This is a genomic window from Nonomuraea antri, from assembly GCF_013283785.1.
Classification (GTDB): Bacteria; Actinomycetota; Actinomycetes; order Streptosporangiales; family Streptosporangiaceae; genus Nonomuraea; species Nonomuraea antri.
Genome location: NZ_JABCPZ010000158.1, coordinates 1 through 26,445, shown reverse-complemented (window position 1 = coordinate 26,445; position 26,445 = coordinate 1). Strand labels below are relative to the sequence as shown.

23 protein-coding genes and 1 pseudogene are annotated in these 26,445 nt (G+C 68.6%); 12 read left to right on the top strand and 12 right to left on the bottom strand.

Going from position 1 to position 26,445, the window contains the following annotated elements; translation table 11 throughout:
- Nucleotides 1–221: hypothetical protein (locus HII36_RS56035; protein ID WP_217370450.1), on the bottom strand; the 221-nt coding region annotated here is incomplete at its 3' end.
- A gap of 229 nt (nt 222–450) precedes the next feature.
- The gene (locus tag HII36_RS37385) at nt 451–2,064 is read right to left on the bottom strand and encodes a trypsin-like serine peptidase (protein ID WP_173528055.1); all 1,614 of its coding nucleotides are present in this window, start codon (nt 2,062–2,064) and stop codon (nt 451–453) included.
- Nucleotides 2,065–2,524: 460 nt separating this feature from the next.
- Between HII36_RS37385 and HII36_RS57180 the strand changes: the two are divergent.
- A pseudogene (locus HII36_RS57180) lies at nt 2,525–3,766 on the top strand (serine hydrolase domain-containing protein).
- 600 nt (nt 3,767–4,366) lie between these two features.
- Here HII36_RS57180 and HII36_RS37375 read toward each other — a convergent pair.
- Both HII36_RS37375 and HII36_RS37370 read right to left on the bottom strand, forming a co-directional pair.
- Nucleotides 4,367–5,527 carry a trypsin-like serine peptidase gene (locus tag HII36_RS37375; RefSeq protein WP_173528054.1) on the bottom strand — a complete coding sequence of 387 codons (1,161 nt, stop codon included), beginning with the start codon at nt 5,525–5,527 and terminating at the stop codon, nt 4,367–4,369.
- A gap of 198 nt (nt 5,528–5,725) precedes the next feature.
- On the bottom strand, nt 5,726–6,865 hold the full coding sequence (locus tag HII36_RS37370; protein ID WP_173528053.1) for a trypsin-like serine peptidase: 1,140 nt from the start codon (nt 6,863–6,865) through the stop codon (nt 5,726–5,728).
- 3 nt (nt 6,866–6,868) lie between these two features.
- On the opposite strand from HII36_RS37370, the gene HII36_RS37365 reads away from it, so the two are divergent.
- Nucleotides 6,869–7,453, top strand: a complete 585-nt coding sequence (locus HII36_RS37365; protein ID WP_328808062.1) for an SSI family serine proteinase inhibitor — start codon at nt 6,869–6,871, stop codon at nt 7,451–7,453.
- A 60-nt stretch (nt 7,454–7,513) separates the two neighbouring features.
- Here the strand turns inward: HII36_RS37365 and HII36_RS37360 are convergent, their stop codons facing one another.
- Nucleotides 7,514–8,644, bottom strand: a complete 1,131-nt coding sequence (locus tag HII36_RS37360; protein WP_173528051.1) for a trypsin-like serine peptidase — start codon at nt 8,642–8,644, stop codon at nt 7,514–7,516.
- A 284-nt stretch (nt 8,645–8,928) separates the two neighbouring features.
- Here HII36_RS37360 and HII36_RS37355 point away from each other — a divergent pair, with 284 nt between their 5' ends.
- The 6 genes from HII36_RS37355 (at nt 8,929) to HII36_RS37330 (ending at nt 13,958) form a co-directional block, all read left to right on the top strand.
- Nucleotides 8,929–10,368, top strand: a complete 1,440-nt coding sequence (locus HII36_RS37355; protein WP_173528050.1) for an acetyl-CoA synthetase — start codon at nt 8,929–8,931, stop codon at nt 10,366–10,368.
- A gap of 99 nt (nt 10,369–10,467) precedes the next feature.
- Entirely contained in the window at nt 10,468–10,722 is a 255-nt protein-coding gene (locus HII36_RS37350; protein WP_173528049.1) for a hypothetical protein, read from the top strand.
- A complete protein-coding gene (locus tag HII36_RS37345) occupies nt 10,715–11,134 on the top strand; it encodes a type II toxin-antitoxin system VapC family toxin (RefSeq protein WP_217370448.1) in 420 nt (139 codons plus the stop codon). The genes HII36_RS37350 and HII36_RS37345 overlap by 8 nt, the downstream gene beginning before the upstream one ends.
- A gap of 47 nt (nt 11,135–11,181) precedes the next feature.
- A complete protein-coding gene (locus HII36_RS37340) occupies nt 11,182–12,069 on the top strand; it encodes a hypothetical protein (protein WP_173528047.1) in 888 nt (295 codons plus the stop codon).
- A gap of 9 nt (nt 12,070–12,078) precedes the next feature.
- Entirely contained in the window at nt 12,079–13,035 is a 957-nt protein-coding gene (locus HII36_RS37335) for a zinc-binding dehydrogenase (RefSeq protein ID WP_173528046.1), read from the top strand.
- Nucleotides 13,036–13,118: 83 nt separating this feature from the next.
- On the top strand, nt 13,119–13,958 hold the full coding sequence (locus HII36_RS37330) for an oxygenase MpaB family protein (RefSeq protein ID WP_173528045.1): 840 nt from the start codon (nt 13,119–13,121) through the stop codon (nt 13,956–13,958).
- 23 nt (nt 13,959–13,981) lie between these two features.
- On the opposite strand, the gene HII36_RS37325 is transcribed toward HII36_RS37330, so the two are convergent.
- From HII36_RS37325 to HII36_RS37305, 5 genes are all read right to left on the bottom strand, one after another.
- On the bottom strand, nt 13,982–14,728 hold the full coding sequence (locus HII36_RS37325; RefSeq protein WP_173528044.1) for a PadR family transcriptional regulator: 747 nt from the start codon (nt 14,726–14,728) through the stop codon (nt 13,982–13,984).
- Nucleotides 14,725–15,528: a DUF4097 family beta strand repeat-containing protein gene (locus HII36_RS37320; RefSeq protein ID WP_173528043.1), complete on the bottom strand. Its 804-nt coding sequence runs from the start codon at nt 15,526–15,528 to the stop codon at nt 14,725–14,727. Before HII36_RS37320 ends, HII36_RS37325 begins: the two co-directional genes overlap by 4 nt.
- A gap of 85 nt (nt 15,529–15,613) precedes the next feature.
- Nucleotides 15,614–15,793, bottom strand: coding sequence for a DUF6104 family protein (locus tag HII36_RS37315; protein WP_173528042.1), 180 nt, complete (start codon nt 15,791–15,793; stop codon nt 15,614–15,616).
- Nucleotides 15,794–15,867: 74 nt separating this feature from the next.
- Nucleotides 15,868–19,506 (bottom strand): multifunctional oxoglutarate decarboxylase/oxoglutarate dehydrogenase thiamine pyrophosphate-binding subunit/dihydrolipoyllysine-residue succinyltransferase subunit, encoded by a 3,639-nt coding sequence (locus tag HII36_RS37310; protein WP_173528041.1) that lies wholly within the window; start codon nt 19,504–19,506, stop codon nt 15,868–15,870.
- 204 nt (nt 19,507–19,710) lie between these two features.
- Entirely contained in the window at nt 19,711–20,361 is a 651-nt protein-coding gene (locus HII36_RS37305) for a B3/B4 domain-containing protein (protein WP_173528040.1), read from the bottom strand.
- Nucleotides 20,362–20,435: 74 nt separating this feature from the next.
- Between HII36_RS37305 and HII36_RS37300 the strand changes: the two genes are divergently transcribed.
- Nucleotides 20,436–21,011 (top strand): winged helix-turn-helix domain-containing protein, encoded by a 576-nt coding sequence (locus HII36_RS37300; RefSeq protein ID WP_173528039.1) that lies wholly within the window; start codon nt 20,436–20,438, stop codon nt 21,009–21,011.
- Between the two features lie 10 nt (nt 21,012–21,021).
- Nucleotides 21,022–22,389, top strand: coding sequence for an MFS transporter (locus HII36_RS37295; protein ID WP_173528038.1), 1,368 nt, complete (start codon nt 21,022–21,024; stop codon nt 22,387–22,389).
- Here the strand turns inward: HII36_RS37295 and HII36_RS37290 are convergent.
- The gene (locus tag HII36_RS37290; RefSeq protein ID WP_173528037.1) at nt 22,337–23,182 is read right to left on the bottom strand and encodes a glutathione S-transferase family protein; all 846 of its coding nucleotides are present in this window, start codon (nt 23,180–23,182) and stop codon (nt 22,337–22,339) included. The genes HII36_RS37295 and HII36_RS37290 overlap by 53 nt on opposite strands.
- Before the next feature lie 37 nt (nt 23,183–23,219).
- Between HII36_RS37290 and HII36_RS37285 the strand changes: the two genes are divergently transcribed.
- Nucleotides 23,220–24,281 (top strand): MBL fold metallo-hydrolase, encoded by a 1,062-nt coding sequence (locus HII36_RS37285; protein WP_173528036.1) that lies wholly within the window; start codon nt 23,220–23,222, stop codon nt 24,279–24,281.
- A 26-nt stretch (nt 24,282–24,307) separates the two neighbouring features.
- Here the strand turns inward: HII36_RS37285 and HII36_RS37280 are convergent, their stop codons facing one another.
- Nucleotides 24,308–25,366, bottom strand: a complete 1,059-nt coding sequence (locus HII36_RS37280; RefSeq protein ID WP_173528035.1) for an NAD(P)H-dependent amine dehydrogenase family protein — start codon at nt 25,364–25,366, stop codon at nt 24,308–24,310.
- A 180-nt stretch (nt 25,367–25,546) separates the two neighbouring features.
- Between HII36_RS37280 and HII36_RS37275 the strand changes: the two genes are divergently transcribed.
- Nucleotides 25,547–26,419, top strand: coding sequence for an SDR family oxidoreductase (locus tag HII36_RS37275; RefSeq protein WP_173528034.1), 873 nt, complete (start codon nt 25,547–25,549; stop codon nt 26,417–26,419).
- The last annotated feature ends 26 nt before the right edge of the window (nt 26,420–26,445 follow it).

Sequence of the window (26,445 nt, the reverse complement as noted above, 5' to 3'; positions counted from 1 at the left end):
CGCCACTGGCGGGGAGGAGGATGCGCTTCAAGGTAACTCCTTGCGCTGTCGTGGAACGCCTCTTGCGTCCCATGCGTCAGTAAAGGGATAGCCAGGAACATACAGTGTCGATCTTGGAAACCGGAAGCCATCTTGTCAGGACGAGATATGACAAGCGGTGGCGTGATCGATTCGTGATGTTTGGGAAGCGTGGCGGTATTCCTGCTGTTTGTGCTGATCACGGCATACGAGATGCTTCTGTGACACCCGCAACAGGAGGGGCGGCTTACCCGATTCGCTCTTCGAAGAGTGATGTAGATCACATTTCGTTGATGGCACCGTTTGGGCTCTTCGTGCGTCAAAGCACCCCACATGGTGGGGGGAGGGTACGCCGAAGGGCCTGGCGAGATGCCAGGCCCTTCGTGAGTTACCGTTCTGCGCGACCCTCTATTGGGCGTCGCTGACGATCACTTAGACGATCTTGCCGGACCAGACGTTGGCGGCAGCCTTGTAGACCACAGCGGTCTCACCGTCGAAGTACGGCGAGGAGATGTAGTCCACGCGGTTGTTGCTGTCCTGGTCGTTGAAGGTGCTGGTGACACCGTTCACGTAACCGATGCGCTTGGCGTTGCTGTACTTCAGGAGCCAAGGACCACCGTCGGCGCCCTCGGTCATGGCGCACTTCAGCGCCACGTGCTCCTCGATCTTCTTGGCGGCCGAACCGACCAGCTTCGAAGTGGTCTTGCCGTAGCACCACTTCGGCGTGATGCCGGTGTAGTTCTTGTGGCCGTCGGGGTGCGGCGCGGCCGGGTAGCCGAACACGCGGACGTACTTGCCGGTGGGCTGGTTCCAGGCGAAGCCCTGACCGCCGACGTTGTCACCGAGGCGACCGGCGTCCTTCACCGTCACCGAAGCCGGCTCGACGATGAAGTAGCCGACGACCTTGTAGTACTTGATCTTGTCGGCGTCGACCTTGATCCACTGCTTGACCCAGTACTGGGTCTTGTACCAGCTGCCGTTCTTGGCCTCGAGCTTGCCGAGGTACTCGCCCTTGGCCTTCTTGGCCACGAGCTCCTTGTACTCAGCCTCCGTGATGGCGACCGCCACGCCGCTCTGACCCTTCTTGGTGGGGTCAGAGGAGTCGATCTGGCAGATCGTCGGGCACTTCTCGCCGTTGATCAGCGTCTCGGTGCCCTTGGGGGCCTTGTCGTACCCGTACTCGGTGACTTCGCGGCCAGTGAGGACCTTCTTCTCGCCCTCCTTGACCACGTAGTCGTGACCGACGTTGGTCGCCTCGCCCTTGACGACGTCGAAGGCGAAGGGACCCTCAGGGCCGTACTTGGAGAAGCCCTCCTTGTACTGCTCTTCGGTGATTTCCTCGACCTTGAGCTTCTTCTCGCCCTTGAACGCGTCGTACTCGGCCTTGTTGACCTGCTTGACCTGGGGGCCCGTGCCGGTCAGGGAGACGCCGTTGTACACGGTCACGAACGCGTAGTCGCGGTCGTAGTCCTCGTACACGTCGAAGTCGTAGTGCGTGAAGGCCTGCTTGCCCACGTAGATGCCCCACGGAGCCTTGCCCTGGTAGTAACCCGGGACGAAGACCCACTTGCCCATGACGTCGGTGTTGTTCGCCGTGTCGTAGACGCAGTGGCCGGCCGTGGAGACCAGGTTGCGGTAGTTCGACTGGATCGAAGTGGCGGAGCACCACTTCTTCTCGCCCTTGCTGTTGACGAAGAACACCTTGCCGATGGTCTTCGGCATGTTCACGTTGTGCGACTTCGAGGTGGTCTTCTTCTCGGCGCCGATGGGGGGCGCCGTGCCCGGCTTGGTGTCGGCGCTGTAGCCGCCCTTGCTCTGCAGCTTGGCGACGTCCGCGTTGTCCCAGACGTTGGACTGGGTGGCGGCCTTCAGGGCAGCACCGTTGTTCTCGGCCCAGAACTGGGCGATGGCCTTGGCGTTGGCCGCGCTGGTCGCCATCGGGTCGGAGGCGACGTCGCTGTCGGCCATGGCGTTACCGGCGAGGCCGGCAGCCAGAAGGCCGGTAGCCAGGAGGGCGCCACCGGCGGGGATGAGGATGCGCTTCAAGGGAACTGCTCCTTGCTCTGTCGTGGGTCGCAACATGCGTCCCATGCGTCAGTAAAGGGATAGCAAGGAACATAGCGTGGTGATCTCCGCAGGTGAAAGCCAATGTGGGGCATCCGGAATGGGCCCTGATCGCCGTTACCTGAGTGTTATCAGTCAGAGATCTTCGCGCGCCGTGATCGGAAAGTGACATTTTTCCTGGGTATCCGACGGTTGTGACGAAGAGTGCGAAGGATGAGTCGTAGATCCGTCACGGACTGTGAGCAGCAAAACGTGACTCAGATCACAGGAACCGAATTGAGCCCCATCCCGTCTAAGTTGACTTGATATTCACAGGTGATCTTCAGGTTCGGTGTGATGTGTCTGCTTTGTACGGTTTACAGGCCCTTCGGTAACGCCCAGGAAGCGGCTCGGGTGATTGATTGAAGTCATTCGCTGCATCTCGCCAGAGAGAGGTACGCGCATGACTCGGCTACGGTCCTTCACCGAACCCCTGACGTCGCGTCGTTTCGCGCTGGGACTGTTCGGCGCACTACCCCTGGCCGCCGGAAGCACACTCCCGTCGCCGGACGAGGCCCGCGCGGACGCCCAGTGGCGTGGGCCGGTCCCCCGGGCGCTGCGGCCGGGTGGCGCCTACGACCGGTACATCAGGCAGCTGGCCGACGCCGACCGGTTCTCCGGAACCGTGCTGGTCGCCTATCACGGGCATACGGTGCTGGCCCGGACCTACGGGATGGCGGACAAAGAACGATCCATCCCCAACCGGGCGGACACCATCTACAACCTGGCCTCGGCTTCCAAGCCGTTCACCGGGCTGGCCGTCGTGCAGCTCGCGCAGCGCGGCCAGGTCAGGTTCACCGACACCGTCGGCGCGCATCTGAGCGGGTACCCGGCGGAGACGGCCGAGCAGGTCACCGTTCATCACCTGCTCACGCACACCTCCGGGCTGCCGAACCACTACCGCGGCGGGCGCGAACGCGTCACGAACAGCGCGGCGGAGTAGACGGCGTCCAGGAACGAAGGCCACAGGAAGGTGACGCCGGCGTTCACGCCGGGCAGCGACCACTCCTACAGCAGCACCGGGCTGTCGATACTCGGGGAGATCGTGGCGAAGGTGTCGGGGCGGCCGTTTCACGAGTACGTGAGGGAGAAGGTCTTCCTGCCGGCCAGGATGACGTCGTCCGCGTACTACACCCGGTCCGACTGGCTGGGCGACGAGCGGATCGCGCATCCGTACATGTATCAGCGCGACGGGTCGCGCATCGACGCGGTGCGGAATCTGGACGCCGGCGCGGTGCTGAACGGCGGCGACGGGAGCAACGCGGCCCGCGCGTTCATCGGGTCCGGAGGCGGGGGCGGGTTCTCGTCCGCGCCCGATCTGGTGAGGTTCACGCGGGCGCTGGAGAAGGGGAAGCTGCTCAGCCCGGCTTATACCGAGGTGTACCTGGCGGCGAAGTTCCCCGCCAAGCCGCTGGGCGGCCCTACCCCTCCCGCCGGGACACAGGGGTTCGCGGGGTACGGGCTCGTGACCGGTGTTTCACACGGGCAGCGGCTGGCCGGTCACGGTGGCGGAATCGGTGGTGGGAACACCAACTGGACGATCTACCGGGACAGCGGCTGGGTCGGGATCATCCTTTGCAACTACGACCTCGACATCCAGGCGATCATCGCGCAGGAGCGGAACGCCATCTTCGGGACATCCTGACGCGTTTGGCCGGGGTCCCACTCTCTCGTGTGATCGTCGTCGCGCCGACCTGCGAGTGCGGCGTCTACTCGTAGTGATGGCGGGCCTGCAACCGATGATCTCGTCATCTTCGGTGAGATACACCGGGCGGTGTTCATCGGTGATGCGCCGTGACTACGCACACCTGCCAGCGCGTACTTCGGCGGCTCAGGCTTGCCGATGCCTTCGCAGGCATTGCAATGTCCATGGCGCTCGGTGTCCGATATCGCCGATGCTTCGCGTTCCCTGGGGCGATCGCGCTGTCGCGGGTGCCTGGTGAGGCGTCGGTTGATTCACGACGCTCACGGAATTCCCGGTGGTTACCTTCTTAGCCGGCGGCTCGGGCTACCAGATGGTGTCGCGGGCCATGGGCGGCGGGGGAGCGGGAGGGGCGGAGCCCCTCGCCCGGGCGAAGCCCGGTCAACGCGGCCTGAGCTCGATGGGCGCGAAGCGCCTGACTGGCGAAGCCGATGCCCTTGGCGGGGTCGAAGGGGTGGAGCCCCTGGGAGGCGCGGTCCGAGCCGATGGGCGCGGAGCGCCTCCCAGGGTGAAGGCCATGCCGTCGCCGGCCTTCGAAGGGTTTTAGCGGTACAGCTCGCCGTTCGGGCCGACGATCTTGCCCGACCAGACGTTGGCCGCCGCGCGGTACACCGCGTTCGTCTCACCGTCGAAGTACGGCGACGTGATGTAGTCCACCCGGTCGTTCATGTCCTGGTCGGCGAAGGTGCTGGTGACGCCGTACACGTAGCCCAGGCGGGTGCCGTTGTTGTAGTTCAGCAGCCAGGGGCCGCCGTCGTAGCCCGGCGTCACGGCGCACTTCAGGCCGATGTGCTCCTCGATCTTCAGCCAGGAGGCGCCGACGGCCTTCTGCGTGGTGGCGCCGTAGCAGTGCTTCGGGGTCACTCCGCTGTACGGCTTGTTGCCGTCGGGGTGCGGGGCGGCCGGGTAGCCGAAGGTGCGCACGGTCTTGCCGGTGGACTGGTTCCAGGCGAAGCCCTGGCCGCCCACGTTGTCGCCGAGCCGGCCCGCGTCCTTGGACAGCAGGATGTAGTAGTGCCCGCCCCAGGCGCGCTTCGGCCCGCTGAAGCGCTCGAAGTCGCGCCGGTCCACCTGCTTGACGCCGTTGAACGCGATGCCGTTGTACACGGTCACGAACGCGTAGTCGCGGTCGTAGTCCTCGTAGGTGTCGAAGTCGTAGTGGGTGAAGGCCTGCTTGCCCACGTAGATGCCCCACGGCGCCTTGCCCTGGTAGTAGCCGGGGACGAAGACCCAGTTGTCCAGCAGCGCCTTGTTGCTGTCGGTGTCGTACACGCAGTGGCCGGCGGTGGCGACCAGGTTGCGGTAGTTCGACTGGATGGAGGTGGCCGAGCACCAGCGGAACTTGCCGGAGCCGTCGACGAAGAAGACCTTGCCGATGGTCTTGGGCAGGTTCACGTTGGTGGAGTTGCCGCCCTTCTGCGCGCTGGTGGGCGCGGTCATCCCGGGACGGCCGTCGGGGCTGTAGCCGCCCTTGGAGACGACCTTCTGCACGTCCTTGGCGTCCCAGGTGTACTGGGTCGCGGCGCGGAGCGCGGCGCCGTTGGAGGCGATCCAGAACGACGCGACGGAGGCGGCGTTGGCGGTGCTGCGGGCCATCGGATCGGTGGCGACGTCGCCGTCGGCCGCCGCGGCGCCGGTGAGGCCGGTCGCGAGCAGGCCGGTCGCCAGCACGGCGCCGCCGACGGGGAGCAGGATTCGCTTCAAGGTAACTCCAGGTTGCGCTGACAGGAGGCGCCTCTTGCACCCCCGAATCTCAGCAAACGGACAGCCCGGAACCTATAACGCTGACTGTGTTCACGGAAATTTTCGGTAGATCCTGTCAACGTTCCAACCCGCGCCGTGACCGTACCGAGATCGACGTCGTGGCTGATCACCGCTCGTGATCGGCTCGCGCCGTATGAGTTACGTCACACTTCCCGGCGTGGAGCGTCCGGCGGCGTCGCGGTAGACGTCCCCGGTGGCGGTGTCGAAGTACGGCGAGGACACCGCGTCGTACCCGCCCTTGGCGTCGGTGTTCCAGGTCAGGCTGTTGACGCCGGTGAGCTTGCCGAGCCCGCGGTTCTTGTCGTAGCCGGTCAGCCAGGGGCCGCCGCTCGCGCCGGGGCTGAAGGCGCACGGCTGCAGCAGCACGCCCTTCTGCAGACCGCGGCTGGGCGCGACGGTCCAGCGGGTCGGGCCGATCGGGCACATCTGCAGCGTGCGGCCGTCGTACGGGCGGGTGCCGTCGGGCTGGGCGCCGGCCGGGTAGCCGAAGGAGGCCACCGTGTACGTGCTGGGCCGCTTGTTCAGCTCCAGGCCCTGGCCGCCGATGTTGTCCTGGAGCCTGCCGACGTCGGCCATCACGTAGCCGCCGTTCTTGGAGACCCAGGTGAAACCGCGGTGGACGGTCACGAACGCGTAGTCGTAGTCGTAGTCGCCCTTGCCCGGCCAGTCCTCGTGCATGCTGACCGAGGCCCCCACGTAGATCCCGTCGGGGGCCTCGCCGTTCACGCCGGGGTTCGGCACGAAGATCCAGTATTCGGGGGCCTTGGTCTGGCGGGCGTCGAAGGCGCAGTGCCCGGCCGTGGCGACGACGCTGCGGTTCCTGGCCGAGACCGCGCTGGCCGAGCACCAGTACTCCTTGGCGCCGAACCTGAAGTACACCTTGCCCATCGTCCTGGCCGGCGTGGACCTGGCGGCGAGCGCGCCCTGCAGGTCGTTGGCCGTCGTGGCGGGGCGCTTGATCGCGCCCGCGGCGCGGTGCGTGGGACCCGCGGCCGCCGCGGCGGAGGAGGTCGGCGCGGCCTGCGAGCCCGGGGTGGCGGGGCTGTACGAGTCGGCCTTCTTGAGCTTCTCCGGCCGCCAGTACTCGGCCACCTTCTTGACGTCGTCCACGGTCTTGGCCAGGGGCACGGTGTACACGTGGCTGGGCGCCGCCGCGGCTGACGTCGCCGTCGAGGTCGCCGTCTCCGCCAAGGCGTTCGAGATCCCGGTGAAGGCAGGCAGCATCAGCAGCGCGCTGCTCAGCGCAGCCGCCACGAGGTGCCTGGCCCGGGGGATCATGAAATGCCTTTCTTGGGTCGTAAGGGTGGATTTTTCCAGATGCATCGACTGTATTGCAGCCCGGATGGAGATTTGTTACCTGATCAAGGGTGTCGCGACAGCTATAAGAGCGTCATCAGCGGATCCCTCCCGATACGTCTAAATGATCACTCGTGTCGGTCGTTGCCGCAGGTCAGAGCGCTGATGTTGGCTTCAGGTATGCGCCGAATTCTCTGTCTGGCAGCGCTTTCCTGTGCTGCATTCGCCGCCGCTCCTGCGGCCTCCGCCGTCTCCGCGCCGTCCGATCTTCCCGGGCTCTACAAGGGGTCGAGGTTTTTCGTACTCAGCGTGGACGGCCGTCACAGCACGCTGTTGTGCAGGTCCCTCAGGCATCACCCGGTGCCGAGCGCGGCCTGCGCCACACTCGAACGCGTGGGCGGAAACCCCGCCCTGCTGACCCGCCGGCCGAACGTGGCCTGCACCATGGAGTACGCCCCGGTGACCGTCACCGCGGTCGGCTACTGGGACGGCAGCGCCTACCGTTACCGCCAGACGTTCGCCAACCGGTGCGAGCTGTTCGCCACCACCGGTTCGCTCTTCCAGTTCTGAGCGGGGGGCAGGCCCCGGAACCGGGGGGAACCGGGGCCTGCGACGGGATGACGGTGATCGTCACGGACGGGGCATGTTGCCGGTCCACCGGTTGGCGGCCGCCTTGTAGACCTTGTACGTGTCGGTGTTGAAGTACGGCGACGAGATGTGGTCGAACCTGTCGTTGCCGTCGGTGTCCCACGCGACACTGTTGACGCCGACCAGGTAGCCGGTACGGCTCTTGCTCTTGTAGTTGTAGATGAACGGGCCACCGCTGGCGCCGGCGGTGAAGGAGCACTTGAAGCCGATGTGCTCCTGCAGGTTGTACTTCCTGGCCTCGGGCATGGGCTTGGTCTTGCCGTAGCACCACTTCATCGTGCGTCCGGTGTAGGGCCGGTCGCCGTCGGGGTGCTCGCCCGCCGGGTAGCCGAAGGAGAACACGTTCAGCTTGGTCGGCCGGTTCCAGGTGAAGCCCTGGCCGCCGACGTTGTCACCGAGCCGTCCGACGTTCTTGACGGTCGGCTTCCAGAGGCCGCGCGGGTCCTTCCCCCAGTCGATCTTGATGCCGTTGTACACGTTCACGAACGCGTAGTCGTAGTCGTAGTCCTCCTTGACCACGAAGTCGTCGTGGGCGTTGAACGTCTTGGCCGCGTAGATGCCGTAGGGCGCCTTGCCCTCCCACACCTTGTCGCCGTCCCAGTACGACGGGATGAAGATCCAGTTGTCGTAGAACGTGTTGTGCTTGGTGTCGTACACGCAGTGGGCGGAGGTGGCCACGAGGTTGCGGTACTTGCTCTGCACCGAGCTGGCCGAGCAGTAGCGCCAGTTCTTCGGGTTGCGCGGGTTGGTGCGGGGCAGCGTGAAGAACACGCGGCCGACCGTGTTGGGCAGGTTGACGTGCTTGCTCTTGACCGGCTTGGTCTTCTCCTCGCCGATCGGGGGGACGGATCCTGGAGGTCCGTCGGGGGACTGGGTGCCGCCCCTGACGCCCTTGGAGCTGACGTCGAGGTTGCCGTCGTAGTCGGTGGCCTGCTTGATGCGGTCAGGCGTCCAGAACTGGACTGCCTGCTCGGCGGGGGTGGTCGCGTTCCTGGAGACGACGTCTGAGGGTGCCGTCGCGCTCGCGCTTGAGCCGCTGACCAGGCCCGCGGCCAGTCCGACGGCCACCAGGCCGGCGAACGGGATCGCGATGCGCCTTGCTCGGGAAAACATGGAGCTCCTCTCAGTTCTCGGCGGCCCAGAGCGGGGTACTGCGCCCCGGATGGGCCAGGAAAACGTTGGGAACGTTAATGAATGGCGCAAGGCGTCGGCCACGAAACGACGTGAAAAAGTCTGCCCCGGTTCCATTCCGTTATAGAAATAGCGAAATCGCATGTATTCCGAGAATGCATTCTCGCAGGTCAGCATGGCTTTGAATTTCCAGCGGCAACACCGGTAACAGTAATTATCAGACGTCACTGCTTATCAACCGAATGTTGTTCTGGTTAGATGGCGGTATGGATCCACGCACCCCCTGTCTCATCGGCGCGGCCCAGCGCACGGTACGCGAGCAGCCCGGACCGGAACCGCTCGACCTGTGGGAGGAGGTGGCCCGCGCGGCCGCCGCCGAGGCCGGGCTCCCCGTCGAACGCCTCGACTCGATCCAGATCGTCTACACCGACTCCTGGCAGTACGACTCACCGGTCGGCAGGCTGGCGGAACGGCTCGGCGCCGCGCCGCGTCACCGCGCCTACTCCGCGGTCAGCGGCACCTCGCCGCACCTGCTCATCGGCGCGGCGGCGGCCAGGATCGCGGCCGGCGAGCTCGACTGCGCTCTCGTCGTCGGCGCCGAGGCGCTGGCCACGCGCCGCGCCTACCGGCAGGCCGGCGAGCACGTGCCGTGGAGCCATCCGGCCGATCCCAAGCCGCCCTACGGCTGGGAGCGGCCGCCGCATCCGGCCGAGCTGGCCCACGAGCTGTTTCTGCCCGTGCACACGTACGCGATCATGGAGACCGCGCGGCGGGCGGCGCACGGGCTCACGATCGAGCGGGAGATGCTGGAACGCGGGCGCATGATGGCGCCGATGACCGAGGTGGCCGCGGCCAACCCGCACGCCTGGCGCAGGACCGCGCGCACCCCCGGGGAACTGGTGCACGGCAACCGCTTCGTCGGCTGGCCGTATACCAGGAACACGGTGGCCGTCATGGAGGTGGACCAGGCCGCGGCCGTCGTCCTGGTCGCATCGGGGCTGGCCGATCGGCTCGGCGTGCCCGCCGACCAGCGCGTCCACCTGCGGGGCTGGGCGTACGCCGAGGACACCTGGGAGGTGGCGGCCCGTCCGGCGCTGGGGTCGTCCGAGGCGATCGGCGCGGCCGCGCGCGCCGCGTTCGAGCGGGCCGGCCTGGGCCTGGACGACATGAACGCGCTCGACGTCTACAGCTGCTTCGCCATCGCGCTGCGCCAGGCCTGCGACGCGATCAAGCTCGACCCGCTCGACCCGCGCGGGCTGACCGTGACCGGCGGGCTGCCCTACGCGGGCGGCCCCGCCAGCAACTACGTGCTGCACTCGACGGCCACCATGGCCGGACTGCTGCGCGCCCAGGGCGGGCACGGGCTGGTGACCGGCGTGGGCATGCACCTGACCAAGCACGCCTACGCGATCTGGTCCACCGAGCCCGGCGGGACGCTCGGCGACGCCGCGCCCGTCTTCACCGCCACGCCGGTGCCGATCGCGGACGTCTACCAGGGCCCGGCCGTGGTCGCCGGCTACACGGTCGCGCACGGACGCGAGGGCGCGCCGGAGAAGGGCATCCTCGTCGTCGACCTGCCCGGCGGCGGCCGCGCGCACGCCCACGTGCTGCGGGACGACCTGATCGCGGACGCCGAGTCACGAGAGCTGGTGGGGCAGCGGGTGACGGTGGCCACCGAGGGCAAGGTCAACGTGGCGACTTGGTGATTCGGTAAAAGCCCTGCAAAGATTGTGACGGCTCGGCTACTCTCCGATGTTGACATTTTTATGTCACGGGCGGACGCTGGAGTCATGCGGAGGACCACGGTGCGCATCGACGAGACGCTCCTCAACGAGGCGAAGGCGTACGCGGCACGAAACGGACGCAGTCTCAACTCGGTGATGGAGGACGCCTTGCGCCAACTGCTCAACCGCTCCACCGACGCCGCCGACCGGCCCCGGATCGAGCTGCCCGTGTCCGGGTCCGCGGCCGGCCCGATCCTGACCTGGGCCGAGATCAAGGACCTGCTCGATCAGGAAGACGTCGAGCGTGCCCTGGGGGTGCGCGATGCGGATGCCTGACGTCAACGTCCTGGTCAACGCGCAGCGGCGAGACATGGAGGACCATGAAAGGTGCCACAGAGCGCTGCGGGAACTGCTGGAGGGCGACGAGGCGTATGCCGTTAGTGACTTCGTCATCAGCGGTTTCATGCGCGTGGTGACCAACCCCCGCATCCCCGGCGCGACCTCCTTCGATACCGCGCGGATCTTCGCCGAGAGCGTGCGCGACCAGCCGCACGCGGTCGTGGTTCACGCCGGGCCGAGACACTGGGAGATCTTCGCCGGAATCTGCCAGAAGGCCGGAGCCGTCGGCAAACTCATCCCCGACGCCTACCTCGCCGCGCTCGCCATCGAGCACGGTTGTGAATTCGTGACCTGCGACAAGGATTTCGCCAGGTTCGAAGGCTTGCGCTGGCGGTCGCCGCTCAATTGAACTAAGCACGAGGGCGCAAGCCGTACGGAATCGGCGCGAGGAATCCGGTGACTGACCAGTTCGACGTCATCGAAGCGGGCGAGCGGGGCCGCCGCCGCTGGATCGGGCTCGTGGTGGTCCTGGCGCTGCTGCTCGTGCCCGTCATCGGGCTGCTGGCCAGCCGCGACCCCGAGCCGCCCGGGCCGGGGCCCGCCACCGCCGCGCCCGACCCCATCCAGTCGCTGACCCGCATCGACAGCGTGCCGAACATGCTGCATCCGCCGGCCAGTACCAAGGCGGGCCTGGAGGTCATCCAGGTGACGTTCCCCGACGGCCGGCGGGCCGAGGTGCGCTACCCGCCCGAGCTCGAGCTGAGCGAGATGGGCGTGCGGCCGTACCAGGGGGTCAGGATCGACGGCCAGTACCGGCCGCTGGTGGCCCCGTACAGCGGGGCGATCGAGGTGACCAGGGGCGGCAAGCCGATCAGGAGCTTCGCGCCCAACGTCACGCTGTGGCCGCACCCGCCGGGCAGCGGCACGTTCGGCGAGGTGCTGCTGTTCGAGTTCGGGCCGTGGCGGATGACGCTGGAGGACCGCCAGGACGGCCTGACCTTCGAGCAGCGCGCGGCCGCGGCCGAGCACCTGCGCGGCAAGGTGACCAAGGACGGCTCCCTGGTGTTGTCCGGCGGCGGAAACGTCGAGCTGGCCGGGCCGGGGGAGACCGAGCGGGGCCGGCCGGTGGGCCCGCAGCTCTGGTTCGGCGGCGGCGCGGTGTCGATGGTCGCGCTCGTGCCCACCCCGAACTGCGCGAAGCTGGCCGACAGGCTGCCGGTCGCGATCATCGCCCGGGGTCGTCCCACCTCCAGCGTCTGCACCGGGGACGTGCTGGTCGCCGTGGCAGGTCCGGAGGAGTTCCGGGCCAAGGCGCTCGCCGGGATCCGGATCACGCTGAAGTAGGGTGCGGCCATGTTCGCCGTAACCGCCACACAGACAGACCCCGACAACCCACTCGCCGGGCTGACGCTCGGCGAGCACCCGGAGCCCAAGGCGCCGGACGGCTGGACGACCGTCACCGTGCGGGCGGCCGCGCTCAACCACCACGACCTGTGGACGCTCAAGGGCGTGGGCATCAGGCAGGACCGCCTGCCGATCGTGCTCGGCTGCGACGCGGCCGGCGTGGACGAGGACGGTAACGAGGTCATCGTCCACTCGGTGATCGGCACCGGCCCGGACGAGACCCTCGACCCCAAGCGCTCGCTGCTGTCGGAGCTGCACGACGGCACGTTCGCCGAGCGGGTGGCCGTGCCCAGGCGGAACCTGGTGCCCAAGCCGGCCGCACTCAGCTTCGAGCAGGCCGCCTGCCTGCCCACGGCCTGGCTGACCGCCTACCGCATGCTCTTCGACAAGGCCGGGCTGCAGCCGGGCTCGACCGTGCTCGTGCAGGGCGCGGGCGGCGGCGTGGCCACCGCCCTGATCGCGCTCGGCCGCGCCGCCGGCTACCGGATCTGGGCCACCAGCCGGTCGGCCGACAAGCGCGAGCGGGCCCTGGAGCTCGGCGCCGACCAGGTCTTCGAGTCGGGCGCGCGGCTGCCGGAGCGGGTGGACGCGGTCATGGAGACCGTCGGCCAGGCCACCTGGGACCACTCGCTGAAGTCGCTCAGGCCGGGCGGGCGCATCGTGGTCTCCGGCGCGACCAGCGGCGCGGTACCGCCCGCCGACCTCAACCGGGTCTTCTTCCTGCAGTTGTCGGTGGTCGGCTCCACGATGGGCACCCGCGACCAGCTCCAGCGGCTGGCCGTCTTCCTGGAGCAGACCGGCCTGCGCCCGGTCATCGACAGGACGCTGCCGCTGACGGAGGCCCGCGACGGTTTCGCCGCCATGGCCGAAGGCGAGATCTTCGGAAAAATCGTCTTTACCGGCTGAATAAGTGAAAGGTTACTTCTGAGCCCTCCGGGTGATACAAAGAGAGTGAGCTCGTATCACCCGCGAGGCCAGGAGGTGTCGCCGTGGACGTTGAGCCGTTCGGCCCGGGTTCCATGCACTGGGACACCGCGGGCGAATACCGCAACCTGCTCATGGCCGGCAGCGCCCTCGTCCTCCAGACCATGCATCCGGCCGTCGGCGCGGCCGTCGCGGAGCACTCCACATACAAGGACGACCCGTGGGGGCGGCTCACCCGTACGCTCACTTCCGTCCAGAAATGGGTGTACGGGGGAGCCGAAGGCCCCGAGGAGGGCCGGCGGCTGCGCGAGCTGCACAAGGAGATCAGCGGGGTCGACGAGCAGGGCAGGCACTACCACGCGCTGAACGGCGAGGCGTGGGCGTGGGTGCACCTGTCGCTGTTCGAGCGTTTCATCGCGCTGAACCGCCACTTCGGCACCCCGTTCAGCGGCGAGCAGGAGCGCCGGCTGTACGAGGAGTCGCGGCACCTGGGCCGGATCCTGCGGGTGCCCGAGCGTGAGCTGCCCGCGGACGTCACCGCCTTCTGGGACTACTTCGACCACATGGTGGCCGACCGGCTCGAAGCCCATCCGACGGCGCTCGACGTGCTGGCGGTCATGCGCGGCACCCCGGCGCCACCCCAGCTCCCCAGGCCGCTGCGCCGGCTGTGGACGCCGGTCGGGGTGAGCTCCGGCGAGTTCAACCACTTCGTGACCGTGGGCACGCTGCCGCCCCTGGTCAGGGAGAAACTGGGGCTGACCTGGACGACCAGGGACGAGCGGCGGCTGCGCCACCTGGGCCGGGCGGTGGCCGCGCTCACCCCGCGCCTGCCCGAGCGGCTGCGCTACATGCCCATCGCCTACCGGGCACGCAAGGCCGTCCCCCCGCTCCTGCGCACCGCCTGACGCGCCCGGGTCGACTCCGCCGGTCAGCCGAGGGTTTCGCGGATCTGGCGGGCGGCCGTGTCGAGTGCCGTGCGCACGTCCGTCAGCTTCTCGCGCGTGAGCGGGACGTCCGCCGCCTCCTGCCGCATCTCGCTCAGGAAGGTGACGAGCATCGTGGTGAACTCGACCTCCAGCGCGGCGTCCGCCGGGTCCCGGTCCGTCGCCGGGCCGCCGAACCTGGCCCAGGTCTCCTCCCAGATCCTGCGTACGTCGCCGCTGAGCCGCTCGCTCTCGCTCTGCAACTGGTAGGCGTGCTCCATCCAGCGCCGCTTCTGCTGCTCGGCGAGCCGCGTGGCCTCCCGCTGCCGGTCGCGCAGCCGCTTGGCGTCGGTGGGCGGGTCCGTGCGCACGTCCCTGGCCATCCGCGTCAGTTCTTCGCGCAGCGACTTGACGGTGTCGCGGACGTCCTCCTTGACCTCGCGGGCGATGTCGCGCACCGAGGCGGAGATCTCCTGCTCCAGGTCGTCGAGCTCGTCGAGACGGTCGTTGAGCTCCTCGCGGCCCTTGTCGGTGAGCGAGTAGACCTTCTTGCCCTCGACCACCTCGTGGGTGACCAGGCCCTCCTCCTCCAGCCGGCCCAGCCGCGGGTAGATCGTGCCAGGCGAGGGGGAGTAGACGCCGAGGAAGCGGTCCTGCAGCAGCCTGATCACCTCGTAGCCGTGCCGCGGGCTCTCCTCCAGCAGCTTGAGCAGATACAGCCGGAGCCGGCCGTGACCGAAGACAGGGCTCATTCCTTCTCTCCCTTGAGCAGCGCGACCTCGCCGGAGACCGTGGTCGCCGACAGTGCGGCCATCCCGCCCCCCAGCCGCCCGGTCAACGACCTGGTGCCGGGGCCGGAGGCGTTGAATATCTCGGGGAACGTGCTGACCAGCCGCCCGGAGGTGGACTTGACGTCGACGTCCACCTCCACGTTCTCCGGCAGCCTGACCAGGATGTCACCCGAGATGCTGTTGAGCGTCACGTGACCGGTCGGCCGCAGCGCCAGATCGGCGGTGATCCGGCCGGAGACCGTCTTCGCCCGCAGCCGGCGCGGCGTGCCCTCGGCCACCGTCAGGTCGCCGGCGACGCTCTTGAACGACAGATCGCCCTCCATCGCCCGGCTCTCGACCGGCCCGGAGACGGTGTCGGCCTTGACGTCGCCGCTCACGCCGTCGAGCACGATCGCCCCCGACACGCCCTTGACCCGCGTGGTCCGCTCGAACCCGGCGACCACCGCGGACGCGGTGACCACGCCGGCGTTGACCCGGCAGTCCTTGGGGACGGTGAGGGTCACCACGGCCTTGCGCCGGTCGCGGCGCAGCCAGCCGAGCATGCCCTCCCAGGTGAGGTCCTTGAAGGCGACGCTGAGGTGCTTGGTCTCCTCGTCGTAGGTGACCAGCAGCGGGTGGGCCGCGTCGAACTCGGTCACCTCGAGTGTGGGTGGACCCTCGCTGGCCAGCACGGCCAGCCGGCCCGAGACGATTCGCACGTCCAGTGCCTCCACGGCGCCGAACGTCAGCTTCTCCGGCGCCTCGATCGTCCAGTGCTGCATGGGTCCCCCTCCTGGCGACACATCGTCTGATATAGACACGATATGTCGCGTCTATCGAAAACTCAAGATGTATCGCGTTCGGGGGTTACTCGTCCTCGTCGTCGTCCAGCCGGGCCAGCCAGGTCGCCAGCCGCTCGATCGGGGTCTCGAACTCGGGGTTCAGATCGACGAAGTCGCGCAGCCGCTCGCCGAGCCAGGTCAGCGTGACCTCCTCCTGGCCCCGCCGCTCGACCAGCTCCTCGATCCCCCGATCGGTGAAGTACATCGTGGTTCCTTTCCTGTGTCCGGATAGCAGTGAGCCCCCACCGGGGGGCGGGGGCTCACTGTCGGTTCAGCCGATCAGCCGAAGAGCTCCATGAGCATCTCTTCCAGCTCGTGGTCGTGCGTGTTGTGCGAGCCCGTCGCCGGCGAACTGTTGGGAGTCCGCGAGACCCGGCGGATCGAGCGGCCGCTCAGCGACTGCGGGTCTTCGGCCAGCTTCAGCGTCAGGTACGGCCACGGCCCCATGTTGACCGGTTCGTCCTGCGCCCAGACCAGCTCCACCTGCGCGCCGTAGCGGTTGAGCTCGGCGGCGAGCTCCTCCGCCGGGAACGGGTAGAGACGCTCGAGCCGGACGATCGCGACGTCGTCGCGGCCCGTCCGCTCCCGCTGCGCGGCCAGATCGTAGTAGATCTTGCCGGAGCAGAGGACCACCTTGGTGACCTTGGCCGGGTCGACCGTCACGTCGCCGATGACCGGCTGGAAGTTGCCCGCGGTGAACTCGGACGCCTTCGAGGTGGCCGCCTTGTGCCGCAGCAGCGACTTGGGCGTGAAGACCACCAGCGGCCGGCGCCGGCCCGACTCGACCTGCCAGCGCAGCAGGTGGAAGTAGTTGGCCGGCGTGGTCGGCTGCGCGACCGTCATGTTGTCGAGCGCGCAGACCTGCAGGAACCGCTCGATCCTGGCGGAGGAGTGGTCGGGGCCCTGGCCCTCGTAGCCGTGCGGCAGCAGCAGCACGACCGAGGACTTCTGACCCCACTTCTGCTCGCCCGACGAGATGAACTCGTCGATGATCGTCTGGGCGCCGTTGACGAAGTCGCCGAACTGCGCCTCCCACAGCACCAGGGCGTCGGGACGCACGACGCTGTAGCCGTACTCGAAGCCCAGCGCCGCGAACTCGCTCAGCAGCGAGTCGTAGACGTAGAACTTCGTGGTGCCCTGGTTGAACGTCTTCAGCGGCGTGTGGTCGGCGCCGGTCACCCGGTCGACCAGCACCGCGTGCCGCTGGGTGAACGTGCCGCGCCGGGAGTCCTGGCCGACCAGGCGCACCGGGTGGCCGTCGATGAGCAGCGAGCCGAAGGCCAGCGTCTCACCCATCGACCAGTCGATCGAGTCCTGCTCCACCATCTGACCGCGGCGCTGCAGCACCGGCGCCAGGCGCGGGTGCGGCGTGAAGCCCTCGGGCAGGTTGAGCTGGGTGTCGACGATGCGCTTGAGCGTCTCGTCGCTGATCGCGGTGGGCGTGTCGTCGTGCGACCACTTGACCACCTCGGTCGGCGGGACCCGCATCGCGGCCGCCTCCTGAGGCTTCTTGGCCGCCTCGCGCGTCTCGGTGAACGCCTGCTCCAGCTTGGCCTGGTAGTCGCGCAGCGCCGACTCGGCCTCCTCGACCGTGATGTCGCCCCGGCCGATCAGCGCCTCGGTGTAGAGCTTGCGCGTGGAGCGCTTGGCGTCGATCAGGTCGTACATCAGCGGCTGGGTGAAGGCCGGGTTGTCGCCCTCGTTGTGGCCGCGGCGGCGGTAGCAGATGAGGTCGATGACCACGTCCTTGCGGAACGCCTGCCGGTACTCGTAGGCCAGCTCGCCCACGCGGACGACGGCCTCGGGGTCGTCGCCGTTGACGTGGAAGATCGGCGCCTGGATCATCCGCGCGACGTCGGTCGCGTAGACCGACGAGCGGGACGAGGCGGGCGAGGTGGTGAAGCCGACCTGGTTGTTGACCACCACGTGCACGGTGCCGCCGGTGCGGTAGCCGCGCAGCTGCGACAGGTTGAGCGTCTCGGCCACGACGCCCTGGCCGGCGAAGGCCGCGTCGCCGTGGATGAGGACGGGCAGGACGGTGAAGCCCTCCTCGCCGCGCTCCAGGAGGTCCTGCTTGGCCCGGACGACGCCTTCGAGCACCGGGTCGACCGCCTCCAGGTGAGACGGGTTGGCCACCACCGAGGCGGTGATCGTCTTGCCGGTGGGCGCGGTGAACTCGCCGGTGGCGCCGAGGTGGTACTTCACGTCGCCGGAGCCGTGCGCGGTGCGCGGGTCGATGTTGCCCTCGAACTCGCCGAAGATCTGGGCGTACGACTTGCCCACGATGTTGGCCAGCACGTTGAGCCTGCCGCGGTGCGCCATGCCGATGACGACCTCGTCGAGACCGTCGTCTGCGGCGTCGCTGATCACCGAGTCGAGCAGCGGGATCAGGGACTCGCCGCCCTCCAGCGAGAAACGCTTCTGGCCGACGAACTTGGTCTGCAGGAACGTCTCGAACGCCTCGGCGGTGTTGAGCCTGCTCAGGATGTTGAGCTGCTCGTCGCGCTCGGGCGACTTGTGCGGCTTCTCCACCCTGGCCTGGATCCAGGCCCGCTCCTCGGGGTTCTGGATGTGCATGTACTCGATGCCGACCGTGCGGCAGTACGAGTCGCGCAGCACGCCCAGGATCTCGCGCAGCTTCATCAGCGCCCGGCCGCCGAAGCCGCCGGTGGCGAACTCGCGCTCCAGGTCCCACAGCGTCAGGCCGTGTGACTGGATGTCGAGGTCGGGGTGCTTGCGCTGCTTGTACTCCAGCGGGTCGGTCTCGGCCATGAGGTGGCCGCGGACCCGGTAGGCGTGGATCAGCTCGATGACACGGGCCGACTTGGCCACGTCGTCGTCGTGCGAGGCCGAGATGTCCTGCACCCAGCGCACCGGCTCGTACGGGATGCGCAGGGCCTCGAAGATCTCGTCGTAGAAGCCGCCCTCGCCCAGCAGCAGCCGGTGGATCGTGCGCAGGAAGTCGCCCGACTGGGCGCCCTGGATGATCCGGTGGTCGTAGGTGCTGGTGAGCGTCATGACCTTGGAGACGGCCAGGCGCGACAGGGTGTCGGGTGCGGCGCCCTGGTATTCGGCCGGGTATTCCATCGCGCCGACGCCGATGATCGTGCCCTGGCCCGGCATCAGGCGGGGCACGGAGTGCACGGTGCCGATGGTGCCGGGGTTGGTCAGCGAGATCGTGGTGCCGGCGAAGTCGTCGACGCCGAGCTTGCCGGAGCGAGCCTTGCGCACGACCTCCTCGTAGGCCATCCAGAACTGGCGGAAGTCCATCTCCTCGGCGCCCTTGATCGAGGGCACGAGGAGCTGGCGCTCGCCGTTGCTCTTCTGGACGTCGATCGCCAGGCCGAAGCCGACGTGCTCGGGCTTGACCAGCGTGGGCTTGCCGTCGATCTCCACGTAGGAGTGGTTCATCTCGGGCATGGTCTTCAGCGCCTTGACGATGGCATAGCCGATCAGGTGCGTGAAGGAGACCTTGCCGCCGCGACCCCGCTTCAGGTGATTGTTGATCACAATGCGGTTGTCGATCAGCAGCTTGGCCGGGATCGCCCGGACACTGGTCGCCGTCGGCACTGACAGCGACAGGTCCATGTTGGCCGCCGTGCGGGCGGCCGCGCCGCGAAGCTTCACCTCTTCGGCGCCCTTGGGCACCGCCGCGGCCGGCTGCTTCGGCTTCTCAGCTGGAGGCGCCGCTTTCGGCGGCGCCGGGGTGGGAGAGGGGGCGGTCGCAGTGCCGTTCGCCGCCTCCCTGACCGGGGTTCGGCCCGGTCCGTAGTCAGGGTTGTAGTCAGCGAAGAAGTTCCACCAGGCCTTGTCGACAGACTCGGGGTCCTGGAGGTACTTCTGGTACAGCTCGTCGACAAGCCACTCGTTTTGGCCAAAGCTTGCCAGCGGGTTTGTCCGCGACGACTCAGACGACACGGCGGAAATCGCCCTCTTCCGCAGATCGGCGTTGATGTTAGAGAACCTTTCCAAGGCTACTCGCCTGGACCGGTAGCACGAGCCGAAGAGGTCGTGCCGCCTCGCCTGATCCTCTCAGGACAGGCGAAAGAGGTCACGTCCCCCTAGTCAATCCAGGTGGTGCCGTCAATATTACCGTTTGGTAACAACACCTGGGCCTGAGGTTTATTTCCCGGTGGACACGAGACGACTGGCGATCCGCACCTCGGGAGACAGCTCGGTCAGCAGGTCCGCGAGCTCCTCGCCGGCCACCTTCAGCTCCTCCAGCGTCATCGGTTCGAGCCGGTCGAGTATGAAGATCGCGTTGGTCGTCTCCTCGGTGAGCCTGGTGCGCACCACCTGACGCCAGTTCCACCGGCGGCAGGTGACGCCGGTGTCGTCGCGCCAGATCACCTCGCCGGGCTCGGGCTGCCCGAGCGCCTCCTCCGACGGCTCGTCGCCGATGGCCCGGACGATCCTGGCCGGCCCCGCGTAGTGGTCGAGGTCCTCGCCGCCGATGGGCAGCGCGTGCCTGACGCTGATCGAGTTGTACGCGTCGACCACCTGGTTGATCTCCGGCAGCGGCAGCCTGCGGGTCAGCGCGTCGACCGAGGGCCTGGTGCGGGAGGGCTTGGCGCCGAACGCGCGGTAGGCGTCGCGCCAGGCCTCCATCTTCGGGTGGTCGATCGGCACCGCCTGCCTGGCGGCCTCCTCCAGCCAGCGCCGCGAGCGCTCGTCGGTGGGGCCGTTGCGCAGCCCGTGCGCGGTGATCACCAGCGCCGCGTAGTCGGGCCGCAGGTCGGCGACCGCCTCGTCGATCCAGATCTCTTCCAGCATCCGCCCAGTTTACGAGGCCGCACTGATCCCAAAATTCACTTTGCAAAATTGCCTTTGCGGTTTATCGTCGAGGCATGGAGGACGCGTTCGAGATCAGCGACCCGCGGGTGCTCAAGGCGGTGGCGCACCCGCTGCGGGTGCGCCTGCTCGGGCTGCTCCGCCTCGACGGCCCGGCCACCGCCAGCGAGCTGGGCCGCGAGGTCGGCGAGAGCTCCGGCTCGACCAGCTACCACCTGCGCGAGCTGGCCAAGTACGGCTTCATCGAAGAGGACCCAGAACGGCGCGACGGCCGGGAGCGGCGCTGGCGGGCCAGACACCGCTTCACCTCGTGGAACAGCCGCGAGCTCGCCGAGTCGCCCGAGGGCCGCGAGGCGGTGCGGATCATGCACCTGCGCCAGGTGGAGGCGGTGAGCCGCTGGTTCCAGGAGTTCGCCGACGACGACACCTGGCCGCCCGAGTGGACCGAGGTCGCCGGGATGAGCGACGAGGTCGTCGAGCTGCCGGCGGCGGCGCTGAGCGAGTTCTTCACCAGGACCGAGGAACTGCTGCACGAGCTGGCCGCGCGGCACGCGGGCGAGCCCGGGGCCAAGCAGGTCAACGTGTGGTGGGGCGGGCTGCCCCGGGCGTCCGCGGGACCCGAGGCGGAGTGAGGTGAGCCCGATGACCGCGCGGTCCGCGTTACGCCGCTACATGCTCGTCAACTTCCTGACCTGGCTGCCCGTGGGGCTCATGGCCGCCGTCATGGTGCTGCTGATGACCGAGCGCGGGCTCAGCCTGGCCCAGATCGGCCTGGCCGTCACGCTCTACTCGGTCGTCACCATCACGCTGGAGCTGCCCACCGGCGGGCTGGCCGACGTGATCGGGCGGCGCCGGGTCCTGGCCATGTCGGCGGCCGTCACCGTCGTCGCGTACGCGCTGATGGCCACGGCCACGACGTACTGGATGTTCCTGGTGGTCGGCGTGCTGAAAGGGGTGGCCAGGGCGCTGTCCAGCGGCCCGGCCACCGCCTGGTACGTCGACACGCTGCACCAGCTCGAAGGGCGTGACGCCGACCTCAAGCCCGGGCTGGCCCGCGGCGGGGCGATGGAGTCCGTGGCGCTGTGCGCCGGCATGCTGGCCGGCGGCGCGGTGCCGCTCGCGATGCCCCTGCTGGTGCCGCGCGACACGCTGCTCCCGCTGTCCGCGCCGCCGCTGCTGGGCTCGGCCGCGGCCCTGATCCTGCTGGTGGTGGTGGTGTTCGCGCTGCCCGAGCCGGCACACGAGCGCCGCTCGCTGCGCGCGGTGGTCGCCGAGGTGCCCGCCACGGTGGCCGCGGGCGTGCGGCTGGCGGTGGGCGGGCCGGTGCTGCGCCGGCTGATGCTCGCCGCGGCGGTCTCCGGCGTGGTGCTGACGTCGATCGAGCTGCTCACCCCAGGACGGCTGGCCGAGCTGGCCGGCACGGCGGAAGGGGGGAGCCTGGCCTACTCGGTGGTGGCGGCGCTCGGGTTCGCGGGCAGCGCCGGCGGGCAACTGCTCGCGCCCGTGGTGGCCAGGGCGCTGGACGCGCGTTCGGGCGTCACTGCGACCGGTCCTTCCCGTGGTCCCTCCCGAGGTCCTTCTCGTGGCTCGGTGAGGGGGGCGATCGCGGGGGCGGTGGTGAGCGCGGGCTCGCTCGGCGTGCTGGCCGCGACCGCCGGGCTCGACGGCCCGGCCGGGCTGGTGACGGCCGGGCTCGCCTACGTCGTGCTGTTCGTGGGCCTGTCGGTGATCGCGCTGCTCTGCCTGGAGATGACGCATCAGGCGGTCACCGCGGCCCAGCGCACCACGATCGGCTCGGTGGAATCACTCTCCCTGCAGGCCGGCGGCGCGCTGGGGAACCTGACGCTCGGCATGCTGGCCACCCAGGCCGGGCCGGGCGCGGCCTGGACGTCGGCCGCCGTGCTCGTCCTGGCCTCGGCGCTGCTCTACGTCCGGATGCCCGCGGCGGACGCCGGTCTCACCGGCTCCAGTCCAGCTCTGGGCCGACGGGAACGATCCGGGACGGATTGAGGTCCGGCTGCGTCATGTAATAGTGGCGCTTGATGTGGTCGAAGTCGGTGGTCTCGCGGAAGGCCGGGATCGCGTAGAGCCCGCGGGCGTAGGCCCACAGCGCCGGGTAGTCGGTCAACCGCCTGATCGAGCACTTGAAGTGGCTGTAGTACACCGTGTCGAACCTGGCCAGCGTGGTGTAGAGCCGCACGTCGCTGTCGGTGAGCGTGTCGAACAGGTACTCCGACTCCGACAGCCGCGACTCCAGGTCGTCCAGCGTGGCGAAGACGCGGGTCACCGCCTCCTCGTACGCCTGCTGGTCGCGGGAGAACCCGGCCTCGTAGACCGCGTTGTTGAGCCCCCGGTAGACGCGTTCGTTCATGGCGTCGATGTCCTGGCGCAGGCGTTCCGGATACAGGTCCGGGCTGGTGCCCCAGTTCATCTCCAGGTCGAGGGTGATCCGCTTGAAGTCGTTGGTGACGATCCGCTCGTCCCTGGCGTCCCAGATGCAGGGGACGGTGTAACGGCCGACATAGCCGGGATCGGTGGCCAGATACAGCTCGGACAGGTATTCCGGGTCTCCGCCGGGGATCCGCCAGCCCTTCTCGTCCCTGATGGGATCGACGATGACGACGTCCAGCAGGCTCTCCAGCCCGAGCAGCCTGCGGACGATCAGCACCCGCTGCGCCCACGGGCAGGCGTAGGAGGCGTAGAGACGGTAGCGGCCCGGCTCCGGCGGGCCGAGACGGTCGGTGAAGCGGTTCTGCTGGCGGACGAAGCGCCCGTCGTCTGAGATCTCGCGCGCTATGGTCATGACGTCAGTAGAACATGGTTCGGGCAGAATCTCGTGCATGGCGAAGTTCGTGGTGACCCCATCCAGTCCGGACCAGCGGGACGCGTGGCTCGGCGGGACGCTGCCCGAGGTCGAGCGGGTGCGTCCGGGCCTGTGGTCGGTCCCGGTGCCGATCCCGATCAACCCGCTCCGGTACGTCCTGGTCTACGTGCTCGAACTGACGGACGGCGTCGCCATCATCGACGCCGGATGGAACACCGACGAGGCCTACGACGCGCTGGTGGCCGGGCTGCGCGTGGCCGGCTACGAGATCACCGACGTCAAGGGCGTGCTGGTCACTCACATCCACCCCGACCACTACGGCCTGGCCGGACGCATCCGCGAGATGTCGGGCGCGTGGATCGCGCTGCACCCCGCCGACGCGCGCCTGGTGCGCGAACGGTACGACGACAGCGCCATCGACTCGCTCGTCCAGCGTGAACGCGCGTTGCTCGCCCGCTGCGGGGTGCCCGCGCTGACCCTGGACGAGCTGGCCGGGGCGTCGATGATGATCAGGCACATGGTGTCCATGGCCCGGCCGGACCGGCTGGTCGAGGACGGCGACCGGCTCGACCTGCCCGGCTGGGACCTGCGCGCCCTGTGGACCCCCGGGCACTCGCCAGGACACCTGTGCTTCGTCTCGCCCGAGCGCAAGCTGCTCTTCTCCGGCGACCACGTCCTCGCCAAGATCACCCCGATCGTGGCCGTGCATCCGCAGTCCGGGCCGAACCCGCTGGCCGACTACCTCGACTCGCTGGCCGCCGTACGCAAGCTGGACGTGACGGAGGTGCTGCCCGCCCACGAGTACCGCTTCCTGGAGCTGGCCGAGCGCGTCGACTACGTGATGGCGCACCACGAGGAGCGGCTGGCCGAGATCGAGGCCGTGGTGACCGCCGCTTCCGGCGGCCTGACCTGCTGGGACGCGGCCACCGTGCTCACCTGGTCGCGTCCGTGGGAGAGCATTCCGCCGTTCATGCGCCGCGCGGCCAACAACGAGACGCTGGCGCACCTGGCGTGGCTGGAGGCCCGCGGCCGGGTGCGCAGGCAGGCGGGCGAGCCTGAGCGCTGGTTCGGGGTGTGAGGACACTCCTCACCGCTTCTGGACTCCTACATGAGGCGGACGGCGTCGCGGGCGACCGGCAGCGGCAGGTCGAGCAGCGTGCGGATGCCCGGCGGCGCCGCGCAGACGGCGGGAATCGCGTTGATCGCGTGCGCCGCCGCGGCCGCCAGCCCGTGCGAGACCTCCTCCACCGCCACCGTCATCTGCGGCACGCCCTCGATGTGCAGGCTGAACCCCGGCTCGGACCACCGCTCGACCCGCGCCGCGTCGGCCTTGTACACGACCTCGACCGTCATGAACGGCCGCCCGCGCACCAGCCCGGAGAAGATCCACCGGGAGGCGCACACCGTGCCCTCGCGCACCACCCCGGCCGCGATCTCGAACTCGTGCTTGGCCAGCTCGAACTCGTCGCGCTCCTCCACCTCGTCCAGCCGCACGCCCAGCGCGTCGGCCACGAGCTGCACACTCTCGGCGAACAGCGAACGCTGGAACGCCCGGAACGGCCGCACCGCCGCCGCGTAGTCCTTCGCCGACCGGGTGAAGCCCACCAGGTCGACCACGATCTGCCGCGACGGATGCCCGCGGAAGTCGGACGACTCGCGCACGTAGATGTGATCGACCCGGTTCGACAGGCCGGTCAGCGCGAGAGGGAGGAAGTCGCTCATGAAGCCCGGGTTGATGCCGGTGCCGTGGAACGTGGTGCCGCCGTGCGCGCACGCCGCCTCGATGCGGTCGACCACGACCGGCCCGTACGCCTGGGGATAGACGAACCCGGTCGTGGTGATGACGTTCTTGCCCGAGGCCAGCAGGGCGCAGATGGTCTCCAGGTCGGCGGTGGGGTCGGGGCCGAAGAACGTGGCGGGCAGCGGCATGTGCAGGACGCAGTCGGCCGGCAGCCCGAGCACCTGCTCGACGTCGTCCGTGCAGGTCACGCCGGAGGGGGAGAGCCCGACCAGCTCGCCCGCGTCTCTGCCGATCTTGCCGGGGTCGTAGACCAGCACGCCGGCCAGCTCCAGCCCCGGTCTGCTCAGCACGGTGTGGAGCGCGTGACGACCCACGGCGCCGGTGGCCCACTGGACCACCCGGATCGGCGCGATTACCGGCATGTCCGGCCTCCCGGGCCTGGCTGGAGGGTGTACCAGTGGGGGTATGGCTCCTGGCGAAGGTCCAGAACTCTAGCAGAAAAAGCATCGTCTGATCACTATCCGCGACGATCAGTCACACTGGCCTCCGCTCGGGTTATTGTGCTCGTACTAGAATGTTGTTCTCCTGCGCTGGAGGGTTCGATGCTTCGGTTCGATGACAGGGTCGCGATCATCACGGGCGCCGGGCACGGCCTCGGCCGCTCCCACGCGCTGCTGCTGGCCGAGCGGGGCGCCAAGGTCGTCGTCAACGACCTCGGCGGCGCGCTCGACGGCACCGGCGCCTCCACGGGACCCGCCGCGGAGGTGGCCGACCTCATCACCAAGAACGGCGGCCAGGCCGTCGCCAACACCGACAACGTCGCCACCCCGGAAGGCGCCAGGGCCATCGTGCAGAGCGCGATCGACGCGTTCGGCCGGGTCGACATCCTCGTCAACAACGCCGGCATCCTGCGCGACAAGTCGTTCGGCAAGATGACCGTCGAGGAGTTCGACGGGGTGCTCGCGGTGCACGTCCGCGGCTCGTACCTGGTCAGCCAGGCCGCCTACCCGCACATGAAGGAAGCCGGGTACGGCCGCATCGTCAACACCTCCAGCCCGGCCGGCCTGTTCGGCAACTTCGGCCAGGCCAACTACTCCACCGCCAAGATGGGCCTGGTCGGGCTCACCAAGACGCTCGGCATCGAGGGCGCGCGCAACGGCATCAAGGCCAACGCCATCGCCCCCATCGCCTGGACGCGCATGACCGAGGCGCTGCTGCCCGCCGAGTTCGAGTCCAAGTTCACGCCGGAGCGGGTCAGCGCGCTGGTGGCGTACCTGGTGCACGAATCGTGCGAGGCCAGCGGCGAGGTGTTCAGCGTCGGCGGGGGACGGGTGGCGCGCGTGTTCGTGGCCGAGGGGCCGGGCTTCAAGACCGACGACCTGTCGCCGGAGGACATCGCGACCAACTGGGACGCGATCATGACCGAGCAGCCGTACGTACTGACGGCCGGCGACTCCATGAAGGCGATGCTGTAAGCCTTCGTGCCGGTTGGGGTGAGGGT